This window comes from Streptomyces sp. NPDC014995, from assembly GCF_043080745.1.
Taxonomy (GTDB): domain Bacteria; phylum Actinomycetota; class Actinomycetes; order Streptomycetales; family Streptomycetaceae; genus Streptomyces.
In genome coordinates this window covers 196,704-221,710 of record NZ_JBIBVX010000012.1, presented here as the reverse complement: position 1 = coordinate 221,710, position 25,007 = coordinate 196,704, and the positions used below count along the sequence as shown (strand labels likewise).

Below are 25,007 nucleotides of genomic sequence, written 5' to 3'. Positions count from 1 at the left end.
TCCGGCGTGTAGTGCAACCTTGACGGGGTCCGGACAGATCCGGTGGGTCAAGGCAGTGTCCTAACCACACGTCGCTCGGTTAGATGAGCGTGGACACCAGAACACCCCGCACACCCACGGGGGACCGCTCGTCGGGATTCGACGACGCTCCCGCGCTGAGCATGGTGAAGGTGCCGAGCGATCCGGCGCAGATCATCGTCACGCACGCGAGCTTTCGCGTGCAGTTCGGTGCGTCGGCAGGGCGTCACCAATCCCCGCGCATCGCCCGGCACTTGAGCGCCACCCAGGACACCGCGCACCTGCCCGTCGTCGCGGCGGGCAGCGCGGGCGCGGCCGGTGCGGCCGCCGGGGCCCGTCGTCGGCCCGTCGTCTGGAGCGGCAGGTCGGCCCCGGACGACACCGGCGCCCACCGCCTGCTCCAGGCCGTGCGGGCGGGCAGCGTCGGCCACGGCGACGCGCCCACCGCCGAGGCCGGCGTCACCCAGGTCATCCCCCGCGTCGGGGACGGCGACGGCTACGACGGCTACGACGGCGACCTCACCGCACAGACCATCGAAACCCCGGTCGTCGGCCACCCGCGCGGCCCCGGCGCCGGCGAACAGCGGCTGCTGCCGCAGATGCGCACCGTGGGCAGCGCCTACGAAGAACCCGCCTACGAGCAGCCCGCCGACGACGACAGACGGTTCGAGGAGTTCGGCGAAGCCGTCGCGGAGGAGACCGCCCCGCGCAGCAAGCGGCACGGCGACGATCCCGCGCGGCACGCCTACTTCCCGGGCCGTCGCATGAACCTCGGCGGGGTCCTGCTCCCGCTGCGCCTCCTGCTCGGCTTCATCTCCATCTACGCCGGCATGGGCAAGCTGTGCGACCCCGTCTACTTCGACGGCGGCAAGCGCGGCTCCATGGTGAAGTGGCTCAACACCCTGCATCCCTGGGAAGTCGCCGAGCCGCTGCGCCAGTTCGCCCTGCACCACCCCGTCGGCTCCGGCCTCGTCATCGCCTTCCTCCAGGTCATCGTGGGCGTCCTCACGGTCCTGGGCTGCTGGCAGCGGGTGGCCGCCGCGGGCGGCGCGATGCTCTCCGCCGCGCTCATCGTCACCGTCAGCTGGAAGACCGTCCCGGTCTACGAGACCCCCGACATCATCTACCTCGCCGCCTGGTCGCCGCTGATCATCGCCGGGGCCCCCGTCTACTCCATCGACGGCCGTCTCGCCGCCGGTGCCTGGCGCCGGCTCGGCCCACGCTCCGACCTGTGGGAGCTGCGCCGCTACGTCCTGCGCCGCGGTGCCCTCGTCACCGCGATCATCGTCGGACTCACCCTGCTCGTCGGCTCGCTGCTCGGCGGGGCGGTCCGCGACGCGGACCGGGTGGTCGTGCCCGGCCCGGGCGAGGCCCCGCGCAACGAACTGCCCGGCTCGCCGCTCCCCGAGGAGTCCGGCGAGCACCGGTCCAGCAGGGAGCCGTACGCGTCGGTCTCGCCCACCCAGGGCGTCACCTCGCAGGCGCCGACGCAGGACGAGGAGAGCACTCCGGGCGCCACCCGGGACACCGGGGGCGCCACCACCGGCGCGCCCAGCCAGACCCAGGGCACCGTCGGCGAGGCCCCGGCGCAGGAGTACAGCCCCGAGGAGCAGCAGGAGCCCAGCACCAGCTCCGGCCCCACCTCCGGCGGCGCCAGCTCCGGCAGCTCCACCGGCAGCTCCACCGGCAGCTCCACCGGCGGCCCCGACGGCGGCGGTTCGTCCTCCTCCGGCCGGCGGGGTCTGGTGGGCGGGCTTCTCGGTTAGTCCGGCGGACGATTTCACGACGTACCGGTTCCCCGTGCCCCGAAGGGTGCGGGGAACCGGCGCGACCGGCCACAGTCGGCCCGCGCCACAACGACGGCGCTTCGCGACGACGGCGCTTCCCGCACCGCGACGCCGGCGCCTCCCGCGACGACCCGTCGGCAGTCGGACCGCGGCCGGAGAACGAGCCGACGGCGTCGTCCCTTCCGCGCGACGGTCAGCGACCCAGCGCCGCCAGTTCCCTCGCCGCCTCCGTGAGGTCCTTCGCCGTGTCGATCGCCCGCCAGTAAGCGCCCTGCGGAATCGGGAACCCCGCCAGCCGCCGCTCCCGCGCGAGGTGCGGGAAGGTCGTGCGCTCGTGGTCGCCGCGCTCGGGGAGCAGGCCGGCGAACTCGGGGGAGAAGACGTAGACCCCCGCGTTGATCTCGAACGTCGACGGCGGGGACTCGATGAAGTCGGTGATGTGACCGAACCCGTCCGTCTGCACCGCCCCCCAGGGAATGCGCGGTCGCGCCAACGCGAGGGTCGCGACGGCGTCGCGCTCGGTGTGGAAGTCCGCCATGTCGCGCAGCGAGAAGCGGGTCCAGATGTCGCCGTTGGTGGCGTACCAGGGCCGGTCGGGGTGGGGCAGGTGGGCGGCCGCGTACTTCAGGCCGCCGCCGCGGCCGAGGGGCTCGGGCTCGATGGCCGTGGTGACCTTCACGGGGAGGTCGGCGGAGTCCAGCCAGTGCTGCAGGACGTCGGCGAGGTGGCCGCAGGAGACGACGACGTCCGTCACGCCCTCCTCGGCGAGCCAGCCGAGCTGGTGGCCGATGATCGGCGTCCCCGTCCCGGGGATCTCGACCATCGGCTTGGGCCGGTCGTCGGTGTAGGGGCGCAGCCGGGAGCCCTGGCCACCGGCCAGGACGACGGCTTGCGTGGGGCGGGACGCGGCGTGCGGGTGGGTCATGCCCGCACTGTACGCGGCGTCCCTCCACGGTCGTGTGGCTCCCCCGGAGGGAAGCCACGGGGGGCTCAGCTGTGCGCTGCCAGGACGCCCGAGGCGAACGACGTGTCGCAGACGGGGCGGGAGTAGGACTGGGCGCGTGAGGGGCCGTACACGCGGACGGCGGCGCGGCCCAGGGCGCGGGCGATGGAGGCGCAGTGCTTCGCCAGGGACGGCTCGCCGTTCACCGCGGCCTGGAGGTGGGTCAGCGCGACGCCCGGGTCCTTCTCCTGCAGCTCGGTCAGGAGCTCGTCGCGCAGGACGTCCTGCGGGGCCTGGACGGCGCCGTGCGAGTCGCGGTGCGCTGTGGAGACGTCGGCGGCGGTGAGCACCGAGTCGGAGGTGGGGTTCCCCGTCCAGTTGACCCGGGTGACCGCGAGGGTCCCCGAGAGCACCATGACGACGGGCAGGACGAGGGCGAGGGAGCGGCCGATCCGCCGGGCGGGGCCCCGGCCGCGTCGCGTCTGTGGGGTGCTGGAGTGCTTCACGGAGTGCTTCACGCGTGTGAGGGTAGCGTGGAGTAATGGCTCGGCGACCGTTAGTCACCCGAGTGGGTGATGAAAAAGTGCCCCTTATTGGGTAGGGGGTTGACGCCGCTGATCGAAACGCCCCGTGTGCCGGGGCGTCCGGTTACCGCGAGAAGGGCCCCGCAGCAGGCTGCGGGGCCCTTCTCGTCGAGCCGGGTGATTCACCCGGTGCGTGTCGCTCAGTCGGAGAGGCGCTCGCCCGTCGAGGTCGAGAACACGTGGGTCTCGCCGGAGCGCGGGACGACGTGCAGCGTGCTGCCCTTCTCGGGGACCTCACGGCCGCCGACGCGGACGACGAGGTCCTTGGTCTCGCTGCCGACCTTGGCGGTGCCGTAGACGAACGCGTCGGAACCGAGCTCCTCGACCACGTTCACGGTGACCGCGACACCCAGGTCGGAGTCGGCGCCGGCCACGTCGAAGTGCTCGGGGCGGACGCCGACGGTGACCGTCTTGTCGGTGGCGGCGGAGAGCGCGTCGCGCTGGACCGGCACGACCGAGTTGCCGAACTTCACGCCGCCGTCGGCGATCGGGACCTCGATGAGGTTCATCGCCGGGGAGCCGATGAAGCCGGCCACGAAGAGGTTGGCGGGGCGGTCGTACATGTTGCGCGGGGTGTCGACCTGCTGGAGCAGACCGTCCTTGAGGACCGCCACCCGGTCGCCCATCGTCAGGGCCTCGACCTGGTCGTGGGTGACGTAGACGGTGGTGATGCCCAGGCGGCGCTGGAGGGAGGCGATCTGCGTACGCGTCGACACACGGAGCTTGGCGTCGAGGTTGGACAGCGGCTCGTCCATGAGGAAGACCTGGGGCTCACGCACGATCGCGCGGCCCATGGCGACACGCTGGCGCTGACCGCCGGAGAGCGCCTTCGGCTTGCGGTCGAGGTACTCGGTGAGGTCGAGGATCTTCGCGGCCTCCTCGACCTTCTGCCGGATCTCCGCCTTGTTGACGCCGGCGATCTTGAGCGCGAAGCCCATGTTGTCGGCGACCGTCATGTGCGGGTAGAGCGCGTAGTTCTGGAACACCATGGCGATGTCCCGGTCCTTGGGCGGCAGGTGCGTGACGTCGCGGTCACCGATGCGGATGGCGCCGCCGTTGACGTCCTCGAGCCCCGCGAGCATCCGGAGCGAGGTGGACTTGCCGCAACCCGACGGGCCGACCAGGACGAGGAACTCGCCGTCCTCGATCTCGATCTCGAGTGCGTCGACGGCGGGCTTGGTGGAACCCGGGTAGATCCGGGTCGCCTTGTCGAACGTGACAGTGGCCATGGTGATGGGCCCCCTTCTACCGGCAGGAACGTGCCGGACGATCCGTTGTAGGAAGGTGGTTGGTGTAGTCCACGCGGGTGAACTGGCTCAGGACGGTACCTGCCGTCCGCCCGGTCTGTCAGTACCCGAGGCCCTGTGAACTTCGCGGAAATTTTCGACGGGGCACCCCCGGTGGCTGGGTACACTGCACGGGCACCTGTGTGCAGGCCTCCTTAGCTCAGCTGGTAGAGCACCGCTCTTGTAAAGCGAAGGTCGTCGGTTCGAGTCCGACAGGGGGCTCTTCTCCTCCGCGGCCGGTTCCTCCCGCCGCGTTCCGCCCGTCGTGTGTCTGTGCGACGGGCGGTTCCGTGTCCGGGCCGCGTGGTCGCCGGGCGCCGCCCGGACAGCCGGTTTGCCGCCGCGGGCCCTGGTCCGGGCGGGTGAAGTGTTCCGGGTCCGTGTCACCCGCCCGGTGCGGCACATACGCACACGTCGTCACGGCTTCTTCACTTCCCCTTAAGGCGGGGGCGGGCGCGCTGCCGCGGTTACTCGGGCTCCTTCCGGGGTGAATGAGGGGATATGACCAGTCATGGGTTCTGCGGCATCGCACGCCCCACACCCCAGCAGATCTTCACCGACCTCTCCGTCGCCCTCACCGGCTTCGACCGGGCCGAGCTGGCGGGCACCGGCATGATCGACACGTACTACGACACCCTGCTGCGGATCATCGGCGAGCGGGAGGCCGGGCAGTTGCTGCGGGCGGCCGCCGAGGCGCTGGAGACGGACCGGAAGAACCACGGCCACGCCGCGCTGGAAGCCGAGGTGATCGACAGTCCCCGCTTCGGCCCGGTCGCCGTCAGCCTGATCAAGCTCTGGTACCTCGGCACCTGGTGTCCGCCGGCCGGCGGCTACTCCGACGTCAACGGCTCCACCGCGGACGACGTCGAGCACGTCGTCTCCGCCCAGGGCTACCGCGAGGGCCTCGTCTGGGCCGCCGCCGGCGCCCACCCGATGGGCGCCAAGCCGCCCGGTTTCGGCTCGTGGGCCGAGCCCCCCCAGCTGTCCCCGACCCTGTGAGCCCGAGGACCCGCATGAGTAGCGAGCACTTCGACCTGGTGATCGTCGGCGGCGGTATCGCGGCGGCCACGGTCGCCAAGACGGTCGTCGAGAAGGCCGCGGCCCAGACCCCGGCCCGGCACCCCCGCATCCTGATCCTGGAGGCCGGCCGGGCCACGGCCATGAGCGCCGACAAGTACGACACCTACGTGGAGGCCTACCACGAGGCGCTGGTCAAGGTCCCCAACTCGCCCTACCCGGCGGGTGGTTCGGCCCCACAGCCGGACGTGATGGACATCCGCCGGCCGGCCATGGACGGCGTGCGGACCAGCGTGTCCGCCGACAAGGGGTACTTCGTCCAGATGGGTCCGCTGCCCTTCGGCAGTGACTACGCCCGCTCGCTCGGCGGCACCACCCTGCACTGGCTGGGCACCTGCCTGCGGATGCTGCCCCACGACTTCCGGATGCACTCGACGTACCGGCGGGGCGTCGACTGGCCGCTGACCTACGAGGAGCTGAAGCCGTACTACGAGCGGGCCGAGTGGGACGTCATCGGCGTCGCCGCGAACGTCGCCGACCAGTACTACCCCGGCTTCGCCGCGAACCCGGCGGAGTTCTTCGCGGCCGCCGACACCAAGCGGTTCCCGGGCGGGGTCTACAGCTTCCCCATGGAGCGCATCCCCTCCAGCCACCTCGACCAGTACCTGGCCAAGCTGGCCGACGGCATGACGGTCGGCCTGAAGGGCAGGGACGGCACCGCCCACGAGTTCACCGTGCGGATCAGCAACACGCCGGTGGCCCGCAACTCCACCCCGACGACACCGGCGTACGAGGTCGTCGGCGCCGTCGGCAACGCCGACCAGGGGCAGCGCTGCGAGGGCAACTCCAGCTGCATCCCGATCTGCCCCGCGCAGGCCAAGTACAGCGCGCTCAAGACGCTGTACGAGCTGATCGTGCGCTACCCCGACCGGGAGCCGAGACAGGGGGAGCGGGCGCGGGTCGCCGTGCGCAGCCGGTGCGTCGTCATGCGGGTGGAGCACACCCAGAAGCCTGGCGACACCGGCACGGTCACCGGGCTCAGGTACAAGACGTACTACGACAACGGCACGCCGCCGACGGACCACACGGTGACCGCCGACACCTACGTCCTCGCCGCCAACGCCATCGAGAACGCCACCCTGCTGCTCGCCTCGGGCGCCGCCAACAACAGCGACCAGGTCGGCCGCAACCTGATGGACCATCCGCTGCTGCTGACCTGGGGCCTGCTCCAGGAGAACGCCGGCGCCTTCCGCGGCCCGGGCTCCACCTCCGGCATCCCCGCCTTCCGCGACGGCCCCTTCCGCAGGGAGCACACCGCCTTCCGCGTGGAGATCGGCAACTGGGGCTGGAACTTCCCGGAGAACGCCCCCTACGACACCGTCCACGACCTGGTCGGCGGCGGCAGGGACGGCAGGGCGCGGCTCTACGGCGGGGAGCTGCGCCGCAGGCTCGGTGACATCCTGCCCCGCCAGTTCCGCCTCGCCTGGGAGCTGGAACAGGATCCGCAGCCCACCAACCGGGTCACCGTGGACGACCGTCACCGGGACGCGCTGGGCAAGCACCGCCCGGTCATCCACTACGACCTGTCCGATTACGTGCGTGCCTCCCTGCCCTGGGCGGCGGAGGCGAGCAAGCAGCTGTTCCGGCGGCTCGGCATCGCGGAGACACAGCGGCGCCCCCTCTACGAGGCCGGCGACTTCACCCACTACGACCCCAACGACGCCTCGGCCGTGGAGTACGACGGCGTGACGTACTGGGTGCGCGGCGCGGGCCATGTCGTGGGCACCCACCGGATGGGCGACGACCCGCAGTTCTCCGTCGTCGACAGCCACCAGCACAGCCACGACCTGGACAACCTCTACATCGTCGGCTGCGGCAGCATGCCGACGCTGGGCACCTCCAACCCGACGCTCACCATGACCGCCCTGGCCATCCGCACCGGCGACCGGATCGCCGAGAACCTGAAGGGAGCGGGCCGGTGACCCGGTCGACCCCCGTCTCCGGGCTCAGCGAACTGAAGGCCGCCCTGCAACTGGCCATCGGCGTGGAGCTCAGCACCATCCCCGTCTACCTCACCGCCCTCTACTCCATCAGGGAGGGCCGCAACACCGGCGCGGCGCAGACGATCCGCAGCGTGGTCATGGAGGAGATGCTCCACATGACGCTCGCCGCGAACGTCCTCAACGCGCTGGGGGAGACCCCGAGTCCCGAACCGGTCGCCTTCCAGGGGCACCGGAACCTGAGCCCGCTGCCCGACTATCCGCTGGACAGCCCCCTGATCTCCGGCATCGGGACGCTGCGGCTGCTGCCCCTCTCCCCGCAGGCCGTGGACGGCTTCGTCCGTATCGAGCACCCGCTGCACGGGGCGGCCGACGTGCGTGAGATCGAGCCGGGCTCGTGCGGCTACCGCACCATCGGCGAGTTCTACGACGCGATCGCCACGGCCCTGAAGGACCCGGCGATCTGCCCCGACACGGTGTTCCGGCACCGCAACCAGGTGCCGGACACCCAGTACTACGGCGGCGCCGGCCATGTGGTTGAGGTCCGGGACCGCTCCTCCGCGCTCAAGGCGATCAGGACGATCGTGGACGAGGGCGAGGGACTGCCCCCGGAACACCTGGAGGACGAGGCGAAGAAGGTCACCACCGAGGACAGGCTCCGCTCCGGCTGGCAGATGTACTCGCACTACGCCCGCTTCCGCGAGCTCCGGACCGGCCGGCGCTTCCGCACCGGCCAGCTGGCCGGCCAGGAACCCGAGGGCGCCCTGTTGCCGGTCGACTACGGCGCCGTCCACCCGGCGCTGTACGTCCCGCGCAACGGCGACTCGGGGGGCGGGCCGGAGACCGCCGCGCTGATCGAGTTCGACCTGGTGTACTCGCGGCTCGTCGACGGCCTGTACCTCGCCTTCTCGGGCGATCGGACGGCGCTGCCGACGGCCGTCCACGGCATGCACGCGCTCAAGCACAGGGCCGTCGCCCTGATGCGCACACCGCTCCCGGGGGACCCGGCGCACACGCTGTGCCCCCGCTTCTCCTACCTGCCGCCGGGCGACCGGGAGAAGCTGGCCAGGCAGGCCGGGGAGCTGAGGAGGCAGAGCCGCTAGACCGGCGGATCAGCGGTCCCGCAGGCGGCGGGCGAGCTCCAGGTCGTCCGCCGGCGGCGGGTCGCCGTCCTCGACGCGCGCTGGTGCGGAGGCGGACGGGACCACCGGGTCACGGGACGGGCGCGGGTACGGCCTCCTCGGCGCGGGCCGCGTGCCGGCGCGGCCTGGCCGTGACCAGCAGGCCCGCGCTCAGGCTCGCCAGCAGCATGATGGCGGCGGCCCACCAGATGGCGACCGTGTAGCCGTGCACCGTGCCCTCCGCGGTGAGCTGCGCCCGGTGGACGGGGTCGGCGAGGCGGGCGTCGATGTAGGCGGTGCCGCTGGTGGTGGCGACCGAGTTGAGCAGGGCCGTGCCGATGGAACCGCCCACCTGCTGCGAGGTGTTGACCATGGCGGAGGCGGCGCCGGAGTCCTGGGCCGCGACGCCCGCGGTGGCCGTGGCGAAGACCGGCATGAAGGTCAGGCCCATGCCGAGGCCCATCAGGATCAGGGCGGGGAGGATCTCGGTGACGTACTCGCTGCGCACCGTCATCCGGGTGAGGACCAGCATGCCGGTGGCCGCGAGGAGCATGCCGGGGGCCATCAGCGCGCGGGGCGGGACGCGGGGCAGCAGGCGGGCCGAGATCTGGGTGGAGCCGGTGAGGATCGAGGCGGTCAGCGGGAGGAAGGCGAGGCCGGTCCGCACGGGGGAGTAGCCGAGGACGACCTGGAGGTAGTAGGTCATGAACAGGAACATCCCGAACATGCCGATGACCGCGAGGGCCATGGTCAGGTAGCAGCCGACGCGGTTGCGATCCCGCAGGATGTGCAGGGGCAGCAGCGGCACCGGCGCTCTCTTCTGCCACCACACGAACACCGCCAGCAGCACGACCCCGGCCGCGAGCATGGCGGGCACGAGCGGGTCGGTCCAGCCGCGCGGTTCCGCCTCGCTGAAGCCGTGGACGATCGCCACCAGGCCGCCGCAGCCCAGCAGGACGCCGGGCACGTCGAGGCGGGCGCCCGCACGGCCGGGGCGGTCGTGCAGGAGGGTGAGGGCGCCGAAGACGGCGACGACCGCGATGGGCACGTTGACGTACAGGCACCAGCGCCAGTCGAGGTACTCGGTGAGCAGTCCGCCGACGATGAAGCCGATCGCCGCGCCGCTGGCGGAGAGCGTGCCGTAGGTGCCGAACGCCCTCGCGCGCTCCCGGGGGTCGGTGAAGGTCGTGGTCAGCAGGCTGAGGGCGGACGGGGCCAGGACGGCGGCGAAGACGCCCTGGAGGGCACGGGCGCCGAACAGCATGGCCGGGGTGGTGGCCGCGCCGCCGAACGCGGAGGCGGCGGCGAAGCCGATCAGGCCGATGACGAAGGTGCGTTTGCGGCCCACCAGGTCGGCGATCCGGCCGCCGAGCAGGAGCAGGCCGCCGAAGGCCAGCGCGTAGGCGGTGATCACCCATTGGCGGTTGCCGTCCGACATGCCGAGGTCGCGCTGCGCCGAAGGGAGCGCGATGTTCACGATCGTCCCGTCCAGGACGACCATGAGCTGAGCGAGGGCGATGACCGCGAGCACCCACCAGCGGCGGGGGTCGGGCTCCGCCGGCGGTTCCTCTGCCCGGGCGACATCCACCCGGCCAGAAGACCATGAAACGGACAGGCCCGCATCCCGGATCCGTCACCGGTGCGCCACTGTGCGTCACGGCTCCAGGACCACCTTGCCGATGGTCCGTCGGTCCTCCAGCGCGCGGTGGGCGGCGGCTGCCGCGGAGAGGGGGAAGCGGTGCACGGCGGGGGTGAGGCGGCCGGCGGCGGCCTCGGTGAGGGCGCGCAGCTCGAGGGTGCGGAGCGGGTCGGGGCCGCCCGCCCTCGCCATCATCACCGGGCCGAGGACCTGCTGGGAGACCCCCTCGACGAGGTGGGGCCGGCCGTCGTGCAGACCCTCGCCCGACCAGCCGAAGACGAGGTGGCGGCCGCCGGGACCGAGCAGGGCGGTGGCCTCGCGGGCGACGTCGCCGCCGACGCCGTCGAAGACGACGGTGGCCGGGCGTCCGCCGAGGTGGGCGCGGACCTGCTCGGGCCAGGCCGGGTCCCGGTAGTCGACGGCGAGGTCGGCGCCGTTCGCCCGCACGCGCGCCACCTTCTCGGGGCCGCCGGCCAGACCGACGACGGTGGCGCCCGCGTTTCCGGCGTACTGCACGAGCAGGGTGCCGATGCCGCCCGCGGCGGCCGGGACGAGGACCACGGAGCCGGGGCCCAGCTCGGCGAACTGCGCGATCCCCATCGCCGTACGGCCCGTGCCGATCATGGCGACGGCCTGGGCGGCGTCGAGGTTCGGCGGGATCTCGTGGACGCGGGCGACGTCGGCGACGGCCAGTTCGGCGTAGCCGCCCGGCGCGAAACCGAGGTGGACGACGACCCGTCTGCCGAGCCACGCGTCCTCGACGCCCTCGCCGAGGGACTCGACCACGCCGGCGACCTCGCGGCCCGGGACGGTCGGCAGGGCCGGCAGCTCGGGCGCCGGGCCCCGGACGCCCTCGCGCAGGGCGGTGTCCAGCAGGTGCACTCCGGCCGCCGCGACGGCGACACGCACCTGGCCGGGGCCCGGGCGCGGGTCCTCGACCTCCTCGTGGACGAGGTTCTCGGCGGGGCCGAAGGTGTGCAGACGGATGGCGTGCATGGGGTCCCCCTGTCGTACGGCCTGTGCGGACCCCACTCTTCGACCTCAAGCATGCTTGAGGTCAAGGGAGTTCCGGCCGAGGGCGAGGGAGACGGCGGTCAGGGCGCTGGTGAAGGAGACCTCCGACAGCACGCCGGGGGCGGCCACCTGGTCGCCGGCCAGGTACACGCCGTCGCCGCGGTCCACGGCCGGGCGGTCGCGCCAGCTGGTTCCGGGCAGGTCGACCGCGCCCGTACGGCCCGCCGCCACGGCCTCGCGGCGCCAGGTGACGCGTTCGCGCCAGCCGGGGAAGCCGAGGTCGAGGAGCTGCTCGGCGCGGGCGACGCCCTCGCGCTTCGACTCGTGCGGTGCGATCGGGACCTGGCCCTGGATCAGCTGCTCGCCGGCCGGGGCGAGGGTGCGGTCCTGGGCGGTGAACCGCTCGATCCAGCCGGGCGCGTCCAGGTCGGAGACGGCGAAGGCGTCGCCGCGACGGCCCCGGACGGCGAGGTCGATCAGCGCCGTACGGCCGCTCGGCCAGGTCAGCGAGTCGTCCCCCAGGAGACGGCGGGCGGCGTCGAGGGAGGTGGCGACGATGACGGGGGAGCCGGTGGGGAGCGTGTCGACGCGGGACAGGGTCTCCATCCTGACCCCCAGGTTCCATGCCCGGGCCGCCATCCGGTCCACCAGGGCGCCCCAGCCTCCGCGCGGGTAGTGCGCCTCGGGCGGCAGCTTGGTGGCGCGGCGCAGGCGTTCCTGCACGAAGGCGGCGGACAGGGCGCCGGGATCGTGGTGGAAGAGGGCGACGGCGCAGTAGTGGGCGGCGGCGCGGGCGCCCTCCTCGCCGGCCAGCCCGGTCGCCCAGGTGAGGAAGTCGGCGTCCACGGGCGCGCGGCGGGCGCCGGGGCGCAGCAGCTTGAGCATCGCGAACGGCGGGGTGCGGCGCAGGACGCCCCGGTGACGCAGCCGGAGACGGGCGCCCTCCAGGGGCGGAAGGGGAGCGAGCGGGCCGATGAGGTCACGCTGCTTCAGCCAGGTCCAGTGCGGGCCGCCGTTGTAGAGGGCGTGCGGGCCTTCGTTCGTGCGGTACGGCTCCTGCGCGGTCCGGGCCCGTCCGCCGAGGGTGTGGTGCGCCTCGTGCAGGGTGACCTTGACGCCGGCCTCGGCGGCGGCGATGGCGGCGGTGAGACCGGCGAAGCCGCCGCCGATGACGGTGAGGTGGTGCATGGGATCTCCTTCTGGTCGGGGCCGCCTGTGCCGGGTAGACCACTGGAGGGCCCCGGTTTGTGACATCGGGGGTGTTCGCGCAGGTCAGCGGGATTGTCAGTGGTGGCGTGCAGCATGGGGGCATGGCGAGGACGGGTGTGGGCGGGGGCGGGGTGAAGGGCGCGCGGCGGCCGGAGGTGCGGCTGCCGGCGCTGGAGGCGTACGGGGGCGGGGAGGTGGAGCCCGACGGGGACTACGACGGGGTGGAGTTCGCGGGGACGGACCTCACCGGGCAGGACGGCGCGGGGGCGCGGTTCATGGACTGCGCGTTGACGAGCTGCGCGCTGGACGGGACGCGGCTGCCCCACGCCCGCCTCCTCGACTCGGTCCTGACCGGCATCCGGGGCGTCGGCACGAACCTGGCCGAGTCGACCCTGCGGGACGTCGAGATCGTCGACGCCCGCCTCGGCGGCACCCAGGTGCACGGCGCGGTCCTGGAGCGCGTCCTGGTGCGCGGCGGCAAGATCGACTATCTGAACCTGCGACAGGCCCGGCTGCGGGACGTCGTCTTCGAAGGCTGTGTCCTGGTCGAGCCCGACTTCGGGGGCGCCAGGCTGGAGCGGGTCGAGTTCGTGGACTGCGCCCTGAAGTCGGCCGACTTCACCGCGGCGACCCTGACGGACGTGGACCTGCGCGGCGCGACGGAACTGGGCATCGCGGGCGGCCTGGACCGTCTGTCGGGCGCGGTGATCAGCTCGGCGCAACTCCTCGATCTGGCGCCGGTGCTGGCGGCGGAGCTGGGCATCAGGGTGGAGGACTGAGGAATGGGGACGTTCTACGGGAACGTGCTGGTGGCGCGGGCGTGCGAGGAGGCGGTGCCGCTGCTGGCGGGCGCGGACGTCACGGGGTACGCGCTACCGGTGGGGCCGGGGCACACCGCGATCTATCCGGATGCGGAGACGTCGGCACCGGACCTCGCGGGGGCGCTGAGCGAGCTGCTCGGGGCGCCGGCGGTGGGGACGTACGTGTTCGACTCGGACGTGCTCGTGATGCTCGTCTTCGAGGACGGCGCCCTCCGGCTGCACTACGACTCCTGCCCCGGCTACTTCGGTGAGCCGGAGACCGACGAGAACGGCGACCCGCCGGCCCTCGCGGAGGACTTCGAGTTTCCCGAGCCGGTGGGCGTGGATCCCGACGCCTTCCTGCGCCTGGCCGCCGCTCCCGTGGACCGCGCGGCGCTGGAGTCGGCGCTGCGTGGGACACCCCTCGACCCCGAGGACGGGGAGGACGGCCGCTATGTGTTCGCCAACGACCAGCACTACGACGTGATGGCCGGCCTCGGCCTGGACGCACCCCGGCTGTGCACGGGCCACCGCTACCTGTCCTGGGGGGACATGCCGCACGAGACGTCGGCCGACGACCTGATCCTGCTCGGCGGGGCGCGACGGCCGGTCCCCCGGGATCAGGGCCCGTTCTAGCCCGCCCGGCCCGCCACCCTCGGGAACTTGGCCTGCAAGGTCCAGATCGCCGGGTTCTCGCCCAGGTCCTCGTGCAGGTCCACCAGGTCGGCGATCAGGTCGTGCAGGAAGTCGCGGGCCTCGCGGCGCAGTTCGGCGTGGGAGAAGGTCAGCGGGGGTTCCTCGGCCGGCATCCAGTCGGCCTCGATGTCCACCCAGCCGAAGCGGCGCTCGAAGAGCATGCGGTCGGTGGACTCGGTGAAGTCCAGCTCCGCGTACTGGGGGCGGGAGGCGCGGGAGCCCGCCGGGTCCCGGTCGAGGCGCTCCACGATGTCGCACAGCGCCCACGCGAAGTCGAGCACCGGCACCCATCCCCAGGCTGTGGACAACTCCCGGTCCGCCTTGGTGTCGGCGAGGTAGACGTCCCCGCAGAACAGGTCGTGCCGCAGCGCGTGGACATCCGCGCGGCGGTAGTCGGTCTGCGGCGGGTCGGGGAACCGGTTGGAGAGGGCATAGCCGATGTCGAGCACGTAGGCGATGGTGTCACGCCTCCGCGGGGGCCGGGGGCGCCGACGGACACGGGCCTTTGCCGTTCGCCGGAGGGGCCATCGCCGGGCGTGGAGACGGGCCTGTGCGGGAGGGGGAGGGCCGGGTGCCGGTCTCCCTCGGACGCGGACGGGATCTGCGTCGGCACAGGTTCGCGGAGGTTCGCGGCCATAGGATCCGTGGCATGTCGCGATCCGCGCGTCTTGTCCGGTCGGTTGCCGTCCTGGTGGCGCTCGCCCTCCCCGCCGCCCTCACCGCATGCGGCTCGGACCGGCCGGGCGGCGTCGGCGGCGCGGGCGTCGGTGACCCGTACTTCCCGCAGGCCGGCAACGGTGGTTACGACGTCCGCCACTACGTCCTGGACCTCGCCTACGACCCGGTGACCAGCCGCCTGTCCGGCACCGCCCGGGTCACCGCGCGCGCCACCCGCCCGCTGACCGCCTTCAACCTCGACCTGCGGGGCATGGAGGTCGAGGAGGTCCGGGTCGGGAGCGCGGCGGCCCCCTTCCACCGCGAGGGCCAGGAGCTGACCGTCCGCCCGCAGGACCGGCTCGACCAGGGCGACACCTTCGAGGTGACCGTGCGCTACGCGGGCCGCCCGGAGACGGTCACCGACCCGGACGGCTCGCAGGAGGGCTGGCTGCGCACCGCCGACGGCGCCCTGGCCCTGGGCCAGCCGACCGGCTCCATGGCGTGGTTCCCCGGCAACCACCATCCCTCCGACAAGGCGTCGTACGACATCACCGTCACCGTGCCGAAGGGCCTGACGGCGGTCTCCAACGGGGAGCTGAGGAGCGAGCGGACCACCGGCGGGCGGACCACCTTCGCCTGGCACACCGCCGAACCCATGGCGAGCCATGTCGCCACCCTCGGCATCGGCCGCTACGACGTCACCCGGTCCACCACCGGGAACGGCCTGCCCGTGTACGTCGCCGCCGACCCCACCCAGGCCGCCGCGAGCCGCCGGGTGCTCGACCGGCTCCCCGAGGTGATGGCGTGGGCGGCGGCCACCTTCGGTCCGTACCCCTTCTCCTCCACGGGAGCGGTCGTCGAGCGCCCGGACGACTCCGGCTACGCCCTGGAGACCCAGAACCGCCCCGTCTTCCCCGGCGCCCCCGACACCGGGCTCCTCGTGCACGAGATCGCCCACCAGTGGTTCGGCAACTCCGTCACGCCGAGGACCTGGCGGGACCTGTGGCTGAGCGAGGGCTTCGCCACCTACGCCGAGTGGCTGTGGACGGAGGACGAGGGCGGCGCCACCGCCGAGCAGACCTTCAAGGCGCTCTACTCCCACGGCGAGGACAGGTACAAGGACCTCTGGTCGTTCCCGCCCGCGCAGCAGCCGAGCGCCGCGCACCTCTCCGGCGACCCCGTCTACCAGCGCGGCGCGATGGTGATCCACCAGATCCGCCGGGCCGTCGGCGACGACGCCTTCCACGACCTCGTCCGGGGCTGGACCGCCGCCCACCGCCACGGCAACGCCGGCACCGGCGACTTCACGGCGTACGTGGAGGAACAGGCCCCGGGCAAGGACTTCGACGCGATCTGGGCCGACTGGCTGTACGGGGAGGGTCGGCCGGACCGCCTCTGAGCAGGAGCGGCGGTGGTCCGGTCGCCGGTGCCGTCAGGCGGTTCGCCAGTCGTCGAGGAGGCGGGCCAGTCCCGGCGGCCACACCGGTTCGGCCTGCTCCCCCAGTTCACGCCGCGACCACCAGCGCCAGGTGAGGATGCCGTCGGCGGCGTGCGCGGCGGCCAGGTGGGGGCCGGTGGGTTCGCGGCGCGGGCCGGGGGTGACGTAGACGTGTTCGTGCTGGCGGACGGGGATGCCGGAGTGCGTGAAGTCGTGTTCCCAGGTGCACAGCAGTGGACCGGGCGTCAGGTCCGTCCACCCGGTCTCCTCGGCCAGCTCCCGCAGCGCGCCCTCGCGCGGCGACTCGCCCTCCTCCAGTCCACCGCCGGGCAGCGCCCAGTGCACACCGACCTCGACGTTGTCGTACCGGAAGAGCAGCACCGACCCGTCGGGGTCGACGACGGCGACGCGGGCGGCGCGGCGGGGCGTACGCGAGGGCGTGGGAGCGAGCAGTTGCTTGCGCAACACGGCACACGGGCGGCCGTGCCGGCGATCGGCGCGATGGCCGACGACCTCGTACCCGAGCGCCGTCCAGAAGGCGAGGCCCTCGGGGTTGGCGTCCAGCACGGCGAGCCGTACGCCGCTGCGGCCGGCGGCGCGGAAGCGGGCCTCGACGGCCTCGGCGATCCGCCGCCCGAGCCCCTGCCCCTGCCGGGCCGCGTCGACCATCAGCAGCCCGATCCAGGGGTCCGGGTCATCCGGGTCGGGGTGACGGGCGAGGGTGACGACGATCCCGACGAGCCGTTCCTCGACCCGGGCCAGCAGCACCTCACCGTCCGGATGCGCCAGTTCCTCCGCCAACGCCTCGGCGACCTGCTCGGGGCGGATGTCGTCCGGGTCGGCGAAGTCACCGCTGAGGGCGTGGAACGCGCGGTTCGAGGCGTAGAGGGCGGTGAGTTCGGTGAGGAGGGGGGCGGGGATGTCGGGGCTGAGGGCGGTGAGGAGCATGCGACGCAGGCTAGTCCGGGGCGAGGGAGCCGCCGTGCGGTCGGATCGCGGTACGTGGGACGAGGCCGCCGATCCGGCCTGTCCGCTCCCGTGGCGCAGAGCGCAGCCCCCGGCCCGAAAAGGCCGGGGGCTGCGACGAGGCGCGGGCTCGCTCAGACGTTCACGCCGAAGTCCTGCGCGATGCCCACCAGGCCCGAGGCGTAGCCCTGGCCGACCGCGCGGAACTTCCACTCCGCGCCGTTGCGGTACAGCTCGCCGAAGACCATGGCCGTCTCCGTGGCCGCGTCCTCCGACAGGTCGTAGCGGGCGATCTCGGCGCCGCCGGCCTGGTTGATGATGCGGATGTAGGCGTTGCGGACCTGGCCGAAGTTCTGCGAGCGGTTCTCCGCGTCGTAGATGGAGACCGGGAAGACGATCTTGTCGATGTCGGCCGGGAGGGCCGCCAGGTTGACGTTGATCGCCTCGTCGTCGCCCGCGCCCTCGCCGGTGCGGTTGTCACCGGTGTGGACGATGGTGTTGTCCGGGGTCTGCTTGTTGTTGAAGAAGACGAAGTGGGCGTCCGAGTAGACCTTGCCCTGGGGGTTGACCGCGATCGCCGAGGCGTCGAGGTCGAAGTCCGTGCCGGTGGTGGTGCGGACGTCCCAGCCGAGGCCCACGGTGACGGCGGTCAGGCCCGGAGCCTCCTTGGTGAGCGAGACGTTGCCACCCTTGGACAGGCTTACAGCCATGGTTGGGAGTCCTTTCCCTCGGTGCGTAGAGGCTTCGTGCGCCACGAAGCTACAGCTACCCCTATGAACGCGGTGAAGGGTGCACAAGGTTCCCCGTGTCTTTACTTTCTTTACCCACGGACGGCCCACCGGATAATGGGGTGACGTGGACCGGTCAGGCGCGGGAACATGTACGGCATGTCCGGTCCCCATGTCATCCGTGGCTCCGTCTCGCTCCCCGAGGCCGAGCTGATGTGGCGTTTCTCGCGGTCGTCGGGGCCCGGCGGGCAGCACGTCAACACCAGTGACTCGCAGGTGGAGCTCCGCTTCGACCTGGCCCGCACCGAGGCGCTGCCCGAGGTGTGGAAGGCCCGTGCGCTGGAGCGGCTCGCCGGGCGCCTCGTCGACGGGGTCGTCACCGTCCGTGCCTCGGAGCACCGTTCCCAGTGGCGCAACCGCGAGACCGCCGCCGTACGCCTCGCAGCCCTCCTCGCGGAGGCCACGGCACCCCCGCCGAAGCCCCGCAGGGCGACCCGCATCCCGCGCGGGATCAACGAGCGCCGGCTGCGGGAGAAGAAGCAGCGGTCGGAGACCAAGCGGGGGAGGACCGGGCGGGACTGGTCCTGACCCGCCCTCCCGCCCGCCGTTTCACGGCACGACAGCCGTCTGTCACATCACCGTCCCGCGATCCGTCAGGTCACTGACGACGGTCGAGGTCACTGACGACGGGGTGTGACGAGAGGTTGGGGCGGATGAGCGAGAACCAGTTGCTGGCGGAGTCCTTCGAGGCTCACCGGGGCCATCTGCGGGCCGTGGCGCACCGCATGCTCGGGTCCGCGGCCGAGGCCGAGGACGCCGTGCAGGAGGCGTGGATGCGGCTCAGCCGGTCCGACGCGCACGGGATCGACAACCTCGGCGGCTGGCTGACGACGGTGGTCGGCCGGATCTGCCTGGACATGCTGCGCTCGCGCCGCTCCCGCGCCGAGGAACCGCTGGAGAGCTGGACCCCGGCGCCCTCCGCCGACCCCGACCCCGCCCAGGACGCCCTGCTCGCCGACTCCGTGGGCGCCGCCCTGCTGGTCGTCCTGGACACCCTCAACCCCGCCGAACGGCTGGCCTTCGTGCTGCACGACCTGTTCGCGGTGCCGTTCGAGGAGATCGCCGGCATCATCGGCAGGACCCCGGCCGCCGCCCGGCAGCTCGCCAGCCGGGCCCGGCGCCGGGTGCGCGGCGCCGAGGAACCCGACGTCGACCGCGCCCGGCAACGGGCCGTCGTCGACGCCTTCCTGGCCGCCGCCCGGGAAGGCGACCTCGACGGGCTGCTGGACGTCCTCGACCCCGACGTGATGGCCCGCAGCGAGGTCAGGGTCACCGCGGGCGCGTCGGCGGTGGCGGCCGGCGCGAGCGGCTTCGCCCACCTCGCCGTCACCGCGCGCGCCGCCCTGGTCGACGGCGCGACCGGCCTCGTCGTGCCGGCCGACGGGCGGGTGGAGCAGACGCTGACCTTCACGGTCGTACACGACCGGATCGTCCTGATCGACATCGCGACGGACCCCGACCGGCTGGCAGCGATGGAGATCGAACTGCTCTAGTCCGGCATCTGGTCCGGCATCAGCTGCCCTGGCACGGCAGCGGGCCGGGCCGGGTGGGGCGTCAGCCGCCACGGCCCGGTAGCCGGGACTCCGGCCGCTCGCCGCTCGCGTGCCGGGGCCCCGGCCGTCTCGTGGTCCCGCGCCGGGCCCGGCGGTCTCCCGCTCCCGCCCCGGGCCCGGCGGTCTCCCGCTCCCGCCCCGGGCCCGGCGGTCTCCCGCTCCCGGCTCACCGTCCCCTAGTCCAACGCCAGTACCCCCACCGTCTCCCCCTCGCTTCGCTCGCCGGTGTCCCGGAAGCCCAGGCCGCGGTAGAAGCCCTCCGGGCCGTGCTCGCCGGGATGCCAGGTGACGTACAGCTCCTTGCCGCCGCGGCGGCGGATCTCCGCGGCGACGGACTCGACGGCGAACCGGCCGTAGCCGCGGCCCTGTTCGCCCGCGGCGATGTTCAGGCGCCACAGGCCGGAGCGGACGAGGCTGCCGTCGAGGTTCCAGTCGATGTCGAAGAAGGCCATGAGGAAACCGACGGGCCGGCCGTCGTCGACGATCAGGCGCGGCCAGGCGGTACGGGGATGGACGTATGCCTCGGCGAGGGACTTCACCACGGGGGAGACCGCGAATTCCTGCTCGGGGCGGACGCGAATGGCGAGCGCGTTCTCGATATTTGCGGAGGTGATTTCTTCGAGCCTGAGGGAAGTTCCCGTTGTGGTTGTCGTCATCCGGGCACCGTAGGGCGGGGGATCAATGCCGGACCACTGAATTCCCGTTCAGTTGCCCGGTTCCCGGTCCGTCGGTCCGTTCAGTTCAACTGCCGGTAACGGCCCTTGAAATAGACCAGCGGGCCGCCTTCGGCGCCGGGCACCCGGGCTCGGAGCACGCGGCCGATCACCAGCGTGTGGTCGCCCGCCTCCACCCGCTGCTCGGTGCGGCATTCCAGGGTGGCGAGCGCGCCGCCGACCAGGGGCGCGCCGGTGACCTCGCCCCGGGTGTACGGGATGTCCTCGAACAGGAGGCGGTCGCTGAGGCGGCCCTTCATCGCGAAGCGTCCGGCGATGTGGCGCTGGCTCTCGGACAGCATCGACACACCCCACAGCGGCTGCTCGTCCAGCAGGTCGTCCATGCGGGAGCCCGTGCGCAGGCTGACCAGCACAAGCGGCGGGTCGAGGGAGACGGACAGGAACGCCGTCGCCGTCATGCCGGCGTACTCGCCCTCCGGTGCGCCGGGGTCGTCCGGGTCCAGCGGCGGCTCCTGCGCGGTCACCAGGACCACACCGCCGGTGAGTCGGGACATCGCGGCGCGGAACTCGTCGTTGCTCACCCCCTCAGCATGCCCGGAGGCGGGGGAGACGACGGGGGCGGCGAGAGTCTTGAGCACGTCTGGAGGCACGCCTGCACGCTAGTGTCCGTCCGGGCGGCCCCGCATCGGACCTCCGCCCGAGAACGGTCGTAGGTCCGCGGATGGATTCGCGTACGCTCGGGTGTGAGCCGTCATACGCTCAGTAAACGCACAGGGAAAACGCAGAATCTCCACTCAATTGTTCACGTTCTTCTGTGACTTGAGTCACAAGAGCCAGGAATTGTTGACCCTGTGTACCGAGTGGGGAGCGCGCTGTGATTCAGTGGCGGAGGCGTCACTGGTTCAGACCCACGACAGAACAGTCACTGGTTCGGATCCAGCGGCGGAACAACGGCAGACACGACGAAGAGAAACGACGTTACGCCGAAGACAACCCTTGATTCGCTGCGAAGTCTCGGGGGGAGGGCGAGCATGGAGACCGAGTCGGAGCCTTACGTCCGCCTTGCGTCCCTGCGACAGCTGCACCAGGTCATGGCCGACATGAACACGGCCCGCAGCCTGGCCGACACACTGCAGACCGTCGCCGACGGCGTGGTCACCGCACTCGGTTACGAACTGGCGTGCGTCAACCTCGTGCGCCCCGACGGCGACCTGGTCGTCGCCGCCTTCTCCGGCAACGCCGCCGCCGAGGCGCTCATCACCGGCCGGGTCGGCTCCCGCGAGTCCTGGGAGCGGCGCCTGAGCATGGGCGAGAACTGGGGCGACCTGGTCTTCATACCGCACACCGAGGGCTGGATCCTCGACGACGACGACGTCCCACAGTGGTACACCGACGGGCCCGCGCCCCGCTTCGAGGACGAGTGGCACCCCTCCGACCGTCTGTTCGCGCCGATGTACACGCCCGCCGCGCCCGGCGGCGGCTCCTGCGGCGAGCTGATCGGGGTCCTCTCCGTGGACCGGCCGCGCAACGGCCGGCGGCCCGGCGCCTGGGGCCGCGAGGCGCTCCAGATGTACGCCTTCCAGGCCGCCATCGCCATCAGCAACGCGCGTCTACGTGCGAACATGCAGCGCGCCCTGGTCCGTCTCGAGCGCGAGCAGCAGGCCCTGCGCGCCAGCGAGGAAAGCTTCCGCCAGGCCTTCGAGTACGCCCCCTCCGGCATGGCCATCGCCGAGATGGGCGGCGACCAGCACGGCAGGATCCTGCGCACCAACGACGCCCTGTGCCGTCTCCTCGGCCGTCCCGCCTCGGCGATGCGCCGCTACTCCTTCTCCGACCTCGTCCACCCCGAGGACATAGGCACGCTCCTGCGGACCTCGGCGGAGGGCGGCCGCGCGGAACTCCGGCTCGGCCGCCGCGACGGGACGTACGTCTGGGTGTCCCTGCGCAACTCCGTGGTCGCCGACGCCGCCGACGGCCCCCGCTTCCTGCTCACCCACGTCGAGGACATCGAGGAGCGCAAGCGTCGCGAGCTCCAGCTCGCCCACCGCGCCTCCCACGACTCCCTCACCGGCCTGCCGAACTCCGCCGAGCTGCGCTCCCGCCTCTCCTCCCGGCTCTGCCAGCGCCCGCAGTCCACCCACCCCGCCGCCGTCGACGCGATGGACGCGGCCTACGGCCACCCCGCCTTCGACGCCAACGGCCACGGCTTCGACTACCGGCCCGGCGGCGGCGAGACCTACGACGCCTACGACCACCACGTGCACACCGTCGCCCCCGAGGACGGCGGCCGCGACGACGGCGCCAAGGGGCTCGCGGTCCTCTTCTGCGATCTCGACGGCTTCAAGTCGATCAACGACCGGTTCGGGCACAACGCGGGTGACGCGGTCCTCATCGAGGTCGCCCGACGGCTCTCGCACGGCGTCCGCGACGGCGACACCGTCGCCCGGCTCGGCGGCGACGAGTTCGTGATCCTCGCCGACGGCCTCGGCCGCGCCGACGCCCAGGACCTCGCCGTACGCCTGCGCAACGAGATCATCCAGCCGATCCGCGCCGAGGGCCGGGCCGTGCGCGTGGGCGCCAGCTTCGGCATCGGCTGGGCACACTGCGGGATGACCGCCGACGAGGTCCTGAAGTCCGCCGACGAGCGGATGTACGTCGAGAAACGATCTCGTCCCAAACAACACAGACGGGCGGGATGATCCCGCAGGTCAGGGACTTGTTGGTCGAGCGTGTGCGATCCGAGTCACCCGTTCGGACCCTGCGGACCGGGTAGGCTCGCTCTTCCCCGCACGTATTCACACGCGTACGCATCCGCCCCGCACCTGTTGAGGAGTACGAAGGGATGACGCCCGGCAACAACGGCGCGAGCACGCCCGAGGACGACGACCCGTTCGGCTACCTCTACGCCGACGGTCAGGCCAACGGAGCCCAGCCGCCCTCCGGTGGTGGCTACGGCTACCCGAACTCGGTCAGCCGCGTGCGCACCGTCGGCGAGCGCCGCTACGGACAGCAGCCGCAGCAGCCGACCGCGCAGTACGGGCAGCCGGTGCCGCAGCAGGGTGCGTACGGCCAGCCGAACACCCACTACGCCGCGCCCGAGACCTTCCCGGGCGGCGGCACGCCCACCGGCAACCGCCAGCAGGCGCCCGGCGGCGGCCGCGGCCGCGGCCCCAACACCAAGGGCCTGCTGATCGGCGCGGTCGCGGTCGTGGCCGCGGTCGTCATCGGCATCGCGGTGGCCATGGCCAACGGCAACACCGACGACGAGACCAAGGGCGGCGATCAGGCCTCCACCACCCCCTCCTCCTCCGCGACCGCCTCGCCCAGCGAGTCCAGCGCCGGCGACGCGAGCGACGAGGCGGAACTGCCGACCGTCGACGCGAAGGCGCTGCGCCTCGGCGGCTCCGCCTCCCTCGCCTCGGACGTCCAGGGCGCGCAGGCGGACGGCGGCATCTACGTCGCCAACCTCAACCAGGTCGGCAACTCCGTCACCTGGACGGTCAACGGCATCCCCGAAGACAACACGTACACCCTCTTCGCCCACTACAGCGCGGCGGGCGAGGACCAGTCGATGACGCTCACCGTCAACGGCAAGGTCTTCGGCTCCAAGCTGAGCATGAAGAACTACGCGAAGGCCGCCGACGGCGACTTCGCCAAGGGCTGGACCACCACCTTCGCCTGGCCCGCCCTCACCAAGGGCACCAACACCATCGCCGTCTCCTGCGAGAACGGCGACAAGTGCAACGTCCTGCTCGACCAGCTGTGGCTGAAGAAGGGCCAGGTCGAGAAGTAGCCCGCGGGTTCCTCAGGCGGCGGTGACCTCTCCGGTCACCGCCACCCGCCCCACCAGCTCCTCGTACGCGGCCCGGTCGAACTCGCCGGCCGCCGGGGCCAGAACCGTCGCCGCGGACAGGGCGACCGCGCGGGCCAGGGTCCGCGGCCAGGGGAGGCCGTCGACCAGACCCGACAGCAGGCCGGCCGAGACCGAGTCGCCGGCGCCCGTCGGGTTGCCGCGCAGACGGGCGGGCGGGGCGGCCCGCCAGCGGCCCTCCGGCGTCGCCGCGACCAGGCCTTCCGGGCCGAGGGATGGCACCACGGCGTGCGCGCCGCGCCGGCGGGCGTCCTGGGTGGCGCGCCACGGTTCGTGCGAGCCGGTCAGCTCGGCCAGTTCGTCGGCGTTCGGCTTGATCAGATCCGGGCGGGCGGCGACCGCGCGGCGCAGGGGCTCGCCGCCGGTGTCCAGCAGTACCGGCACCCCCGCGGCCCGCGCGGTGCGCACCAGGCCTGCGTACGCGCCCACCGGGACCCCCGGCGGCAGACTGCCGCACAGGGCCACCGCCCGCGCCGCGGGCACCAGCGCCTCGTACACGTCCTGGAAGGCGGACCACTCGGCGGGCGTGATGAGCGGGCCCGGCTCGTTCAGCTGGGTGGTGTCGCCGGTGCGTTCGTCCACGACGGCGACCGTGCGGCGGGTGGCGCCGGTGACGGGGACGAGGGCGTCGGTCACGCCGGTGAGGCGTTCGCGGATCTCCCGGCCGGTCGCGCCGCCCGCGAAGCCGGTGACCGTGACCCGGTGGCCGAGGGCGGCCAGGACGCGCGCCACGTTGAGCCCCTTGCCGCCGGGGCGTTCCGTCACGTCGGTCACCCGGTGGGTGGCGTGCGGGCGCAGCGCCGGGACGCGGTAGGTGATGTCGAGAGCGGTGTTCAGCGTGACCGTGAGGATCACCTGGGCCGACCTCCCCCGATAGCTGGCGTTCGCCTTCCGTTTCCGTGTCCCCGGGATCCTGCGATCCCGGACACCGAGACCCCGGACTCCC

At 72.6% G+C, this 25,007-nt stretch carries 23 protein-coding genes and 1 tRNA gene; 12 read left to right on the top strand and 12 right to left on the bottom strand.

All coding sequences use genetic code 11. The features are described 5' to 3' along the window. The first annotated feature begins 83 nt into the window (after positions 1-83). Positions 84-1,784 (top strand): DoxX family protein, encoded by a 1,701-nt coding sequence (locus tag ACF1A1_RS24475; protein WP_392002714.1) that lies wholly within the window; start codon positions 84-86, stop codon positions 1,782-1,784. Positions 1,785-1,998: 214 nt separating this feature from the next. Here the strand turns inward: ACF1A1_RS24475 and ACF1A1_RS24470 are convergent, their stop codons facing one another. The 3 genes from ACF1A1_RS24470 to ACF1A1_RS24460 form a co-directional block, all read right to left on the bottom strand. Continuing rightward, complete coding sequence (locus ACF1A1_RS24470; RefSeq protein WP_392002713.1) at positions 1,999-2,730, bottom strand: NDP-sugar synthase; 732 nt, start codon at positions 2,728-2,730, stop codon at positions 1,999-2,001. 65 nt (positions 2,731-2,795) lie between these two features. Beyond that, positions 2,796-3,254 carry a hypothetical protein gene (locus ACF1A1_RS24465; protein WP_392002894.1) on the bottom strand — a complete coding sequence of 153 codons (459 nt, stop codon included), beginning with the start codon at positions 3,252-3,254 and terminating at the stop codon, positions 2,796-2,798. 218 nt (positions 3,255-3,472) lie between these two features. Beyond that, entirely contained in the window at positions 3,473-4,561 is a 1,089-nt protein-coding gene (locus tag ACF1A1_RS24460) for an ABC transporter ATP-binding protein (RefSeq protein ID WP_392002711.1), read from the bottom strand. Positions 4,562-4,767: 206 nt separating this feature from the next. On the opposite strand from ACF1A1_RS24460, the gene ACF1A1_RS24455 reads away from it, so the two are divergent. From ACF1A1_RS24455 to ACF1A1_RS24440, 4 genes are all read left to right on the top strand, one after another. Next, positions 4,768-4,840 (top strand) — tRNA-Thr (locus ACF1A1_RS24455). Between the two features lie 279 nt (positions 4,841-5,119). Beyond that, positions 5,120-5,617, top strand: coding sequence for a hypothetical protein (locus ACF1A1_RS24450; protein WP_392002709.1), 498 nt, complete (start codon positions 5,120-5,122; stop codon positions 5,615-5,617). A gap of 14 nt (positions 5,618-5,631) precedes the next feature. Beyond that, positions 5,632-7,617, top strand: a complete 1,986-nt coding sequence (locus tag ACF1A1_RS24445; protein ID WP_392002708.1) for a GMC family oxidoreductase — start codon at positions 5,632-5,634, stop codon at positions 7,615-7,617. Then, positions 7,614-8,738, top strand: a complete 1,125-nt coding sequence (locus ACF1A1_RS24440; RefSeq protein ID WP_392002706.1) for a ferritin-like protein — start codon at positions 7,614-7,616, stop codon at positions 8,736-8,738. The genes ACF1A1_RS24445 and ACF1A1_RS24440 overlap by 4 nt, the downstream gene beginning before the upstream one ends. A 109-nt stretch (positions 8,739-8,847) precedes the next feature. On the opposite strand, the gene ACF1A1_RS24435 is transcribed toward ACF1A1_RS24440, so the two are convergent. From ACF1A1_RS24435 to ACF1A1_RS24425, 3 genes are all read right to left on the bottom strand, one after another. Next, positions 8,848-10,344 (bottom strand): MFS transporter, encoded by a 1,497-nt coding sequence (locus ACF1A1_RS24435; protein ID WP_392002705.1) that lies wholly within the window; start codon positions 10,342-10,344, stop codon positions 8,848-8,850. Positions 10,345-10,410: 66 nt separating this feature from the next. Beyond that, positions 10,411-11,391, bottom strand: coding sequence for a zinc-binding dehydrogenase (locus ACF1A1_RS24430; RefSeq protein WP_392002704.1), 981 nt, complete (start codon positions 11,389-11,391; stop codon positions 10,411-10,413). Positions 11,392-11,436: 45 nt separating this feature from the next. Continuing rightward, positions 11,437-12,597 (bottom strand): NAD(P)-binding protein, encoded by a 1,161-nt coding sequence (locus tag ACF1A1_RS24425; RefSeq protein ID WP_392002702.1) that lies wholly within the window; start codon positions 12,595-12,597, stop codon positions 11,437-11,439. Between the two features lie 122 nt (positions 12,598-12,719). Between ACF1A1_RS24425 and ACF1A1_RS24420 the strand changes: the two genes are divergently transcribed. After that, on the top strand, positions 12,720-13,397 hold the full coding sequence (locus ACF1A1_RS24420) for a pentapeptide repeat-containing protein (protein WP_392002700.1): 678 nt from the start codon (positions 12,720-12,722) through the stop codon (positions 13,395-13,397). A 3-nt stretch (positions 13,398-13,400) separates the two neighbouring features. After that, positions 13,401-14,054 carry a hypothetical protein gene (locus ACF1A1_RS24415; RefSeq protein WP_392002698.1) on the top strand — a complete coding sequence of 218 codons (654 nt, stop codon included), beginning with the start codon at positions 13,401-13,403 and terminating at the stop codon, positions 14,052-14,054. On the opposite strand, the gene ACF1A1_RS24410 is transcribed toward ACF1A1_RS24415, so the two are convergent. Further along, positions 14,051-14,563, bottom strand: a complete 513-nt coding sequence (locus tag ACF1A1_RS24410) for a hypothetical protein (protein ID WP_392002696.1) — start codon at positions 14,561-14,563, stop codon at positions 14,051-14,053. The genes ACF1A1_RS24415 and ACF1A1_RS24410 overlap by 4 nt on opposite strands. 200 nt (positions 14,564-14,763) lie before the next feature. Here ACF1A1_RS24410 and ACF1A1_RS24405 point away from each other — a divergent pair, with 200 nt between their 5' ends. After that, complete coding sequence (locus ACF1A1_RS24405; protein WP_392002695.1) at positions 14,764-16,170, top strand: M1 family metallopeptidase; 1,407 nt, start codon at positions 14,764-14,766, stop codon at positions 16,168-16,170. 33 nt (positions 16,171-16,203) lie between these two features. Here the strand turns inward: ACF1A1_RS24405 and ACF1A1_RS24400 are convergent, their stop codons facing one another. Together ACF1A1_RS24400 and ACF1A1_RS24395 are read right to left on the bottom strand one after the other, a co-directional pair. Continuing rightward, a complete protein-coding gene (locus ACF1A1_RS24400) occupies positions 16,204-17,157 on the bottom strand; it encodes a GNAT family N-acetyltransferase (protein WP_392002694.1) in 954 nt (317 codons plus the stop codon). Positions 17,158-17,309: 152 nt separating this feature from the next. Then, complete coding sequence (locus tag ACF1A1_RS24395) at positions 17,310-17,885, bottom strand: TerD family protein (protein ID WP_392002693.1); 576 nt, start codon at positions 17,883-17,885, stop codon at positions 17,310-17,312. Positions 17,886-18,053: 168 nt separating this feature from the next. Between ACF1A1_RS24395 and arfB the strand changes: the two genes are divergently transcribed. Together arfB and ACF1A1_RS24385 are read left to right on the top strand one after the other, a co-directional pair. After that, positions 18,054-18,491 carry an alternative ribosome rescue aminoacyl-tRNA hydrolase ArfB gene (gene arfB, locus ACF1A1_RS24390; RefSeq protein WP_392002692.1) on the top strand — a complete coding sequence of 146 codons (438 nt, stop codon included), beginning with the start codon at positions 18,054-18,056 and terminating at the stop codon, positions 18,489-18,491. A 125-nt stretch (positions 18,492-18,616) separates the two neighbouring features. Continuing rightward, positions 18,617-19,456, top strand: coding sequence for a sigma-70 family RNA polymerase sigma factor (locus ACF1A1_RS24385; RefSeq protein WP_392002691.1), 840 nt, complete (start codon positions 18,617-18,619; stop codon positions 19,454-19,456). A 236-nt stretch (positions 19,457-19,692) separates the two neighbouring features. On the opposite strand, the gene ACF1A1_RS24380 is transcribed toward ACF1A1_RS24385, so the two are convergent. Both ACF1A1_RS24380 and ACF1A1_RS24375 read right to left on the bottom strand, forming a co-directional pair. Then, positions 19,693-20,172, bottom strand: a complete 480-nt coding sequence (locus tag ACF1A1_RS24380) for a GNAT family N-acetyltransferase (RefSeq protein ID WP_392002690.1) — start codon at positions 20,170-20,172, stop codon at positions 19,693-19,695. Between the two features lie 80 nt (positions 20,173-20,252). Next, positions 20,253-20,771, bottom strand: a complete 519-nt coding sequence (locus ACF1A1_RS24375; RefSeq protein WP_392002893.1) for a flavin reductase family protein — start codon at positions 20,769-20,771, stop codon at positions 20,253-20,255. A 450-nt stretch (positions 20,772-21,221) separates the two neighbouring features. Here ACF1A1_RS24375 and cdgB point away from each other — a divergent pair, with 450 nt between their 5' ends. Next, a complete protein-coding gene (gene cdgB, locus ACF1A1_RS24370) occupies positions 21,222-22,889 on the top strand; it encodes a diguanylate cyclase CdgB (RefSeq protein WP_392002689.1) in 1,668 nt (555 codons plus the stop codon). A gap of 143 nt (positions 22,890-23,032) precedes the next feature. After that, complete coding sequence (locus tag ACF1A1_RS24365; RefSeq protein WP_392002687.1) at positions 23,033-23,983, top strand: carbohydrate-binding protein; 951 nt, start codon at positions 23,033-23,035, stop codon at positions 23,981-23,983. A 12-nt stretch (positions 23,984-23,995) separates the two neighbouring features. Here ACF1A1_RS24365 and ACF1A1_RS24360 read toward each other — a convergent pair whose 3' ends face one another. Further along, a complete protein-coding gene (locus tag ACF1A1_RS24360; protein WP_392002686.1) occupies positions 23,996-24,916 on the bottom strand; it encodes a 1-phosphofructokinase family hexose kinase in 921 nt (306 codons plus the stop codon). Between the last annotated feature and the right edge of the window lie 91 nt (positions 24,917-25,007).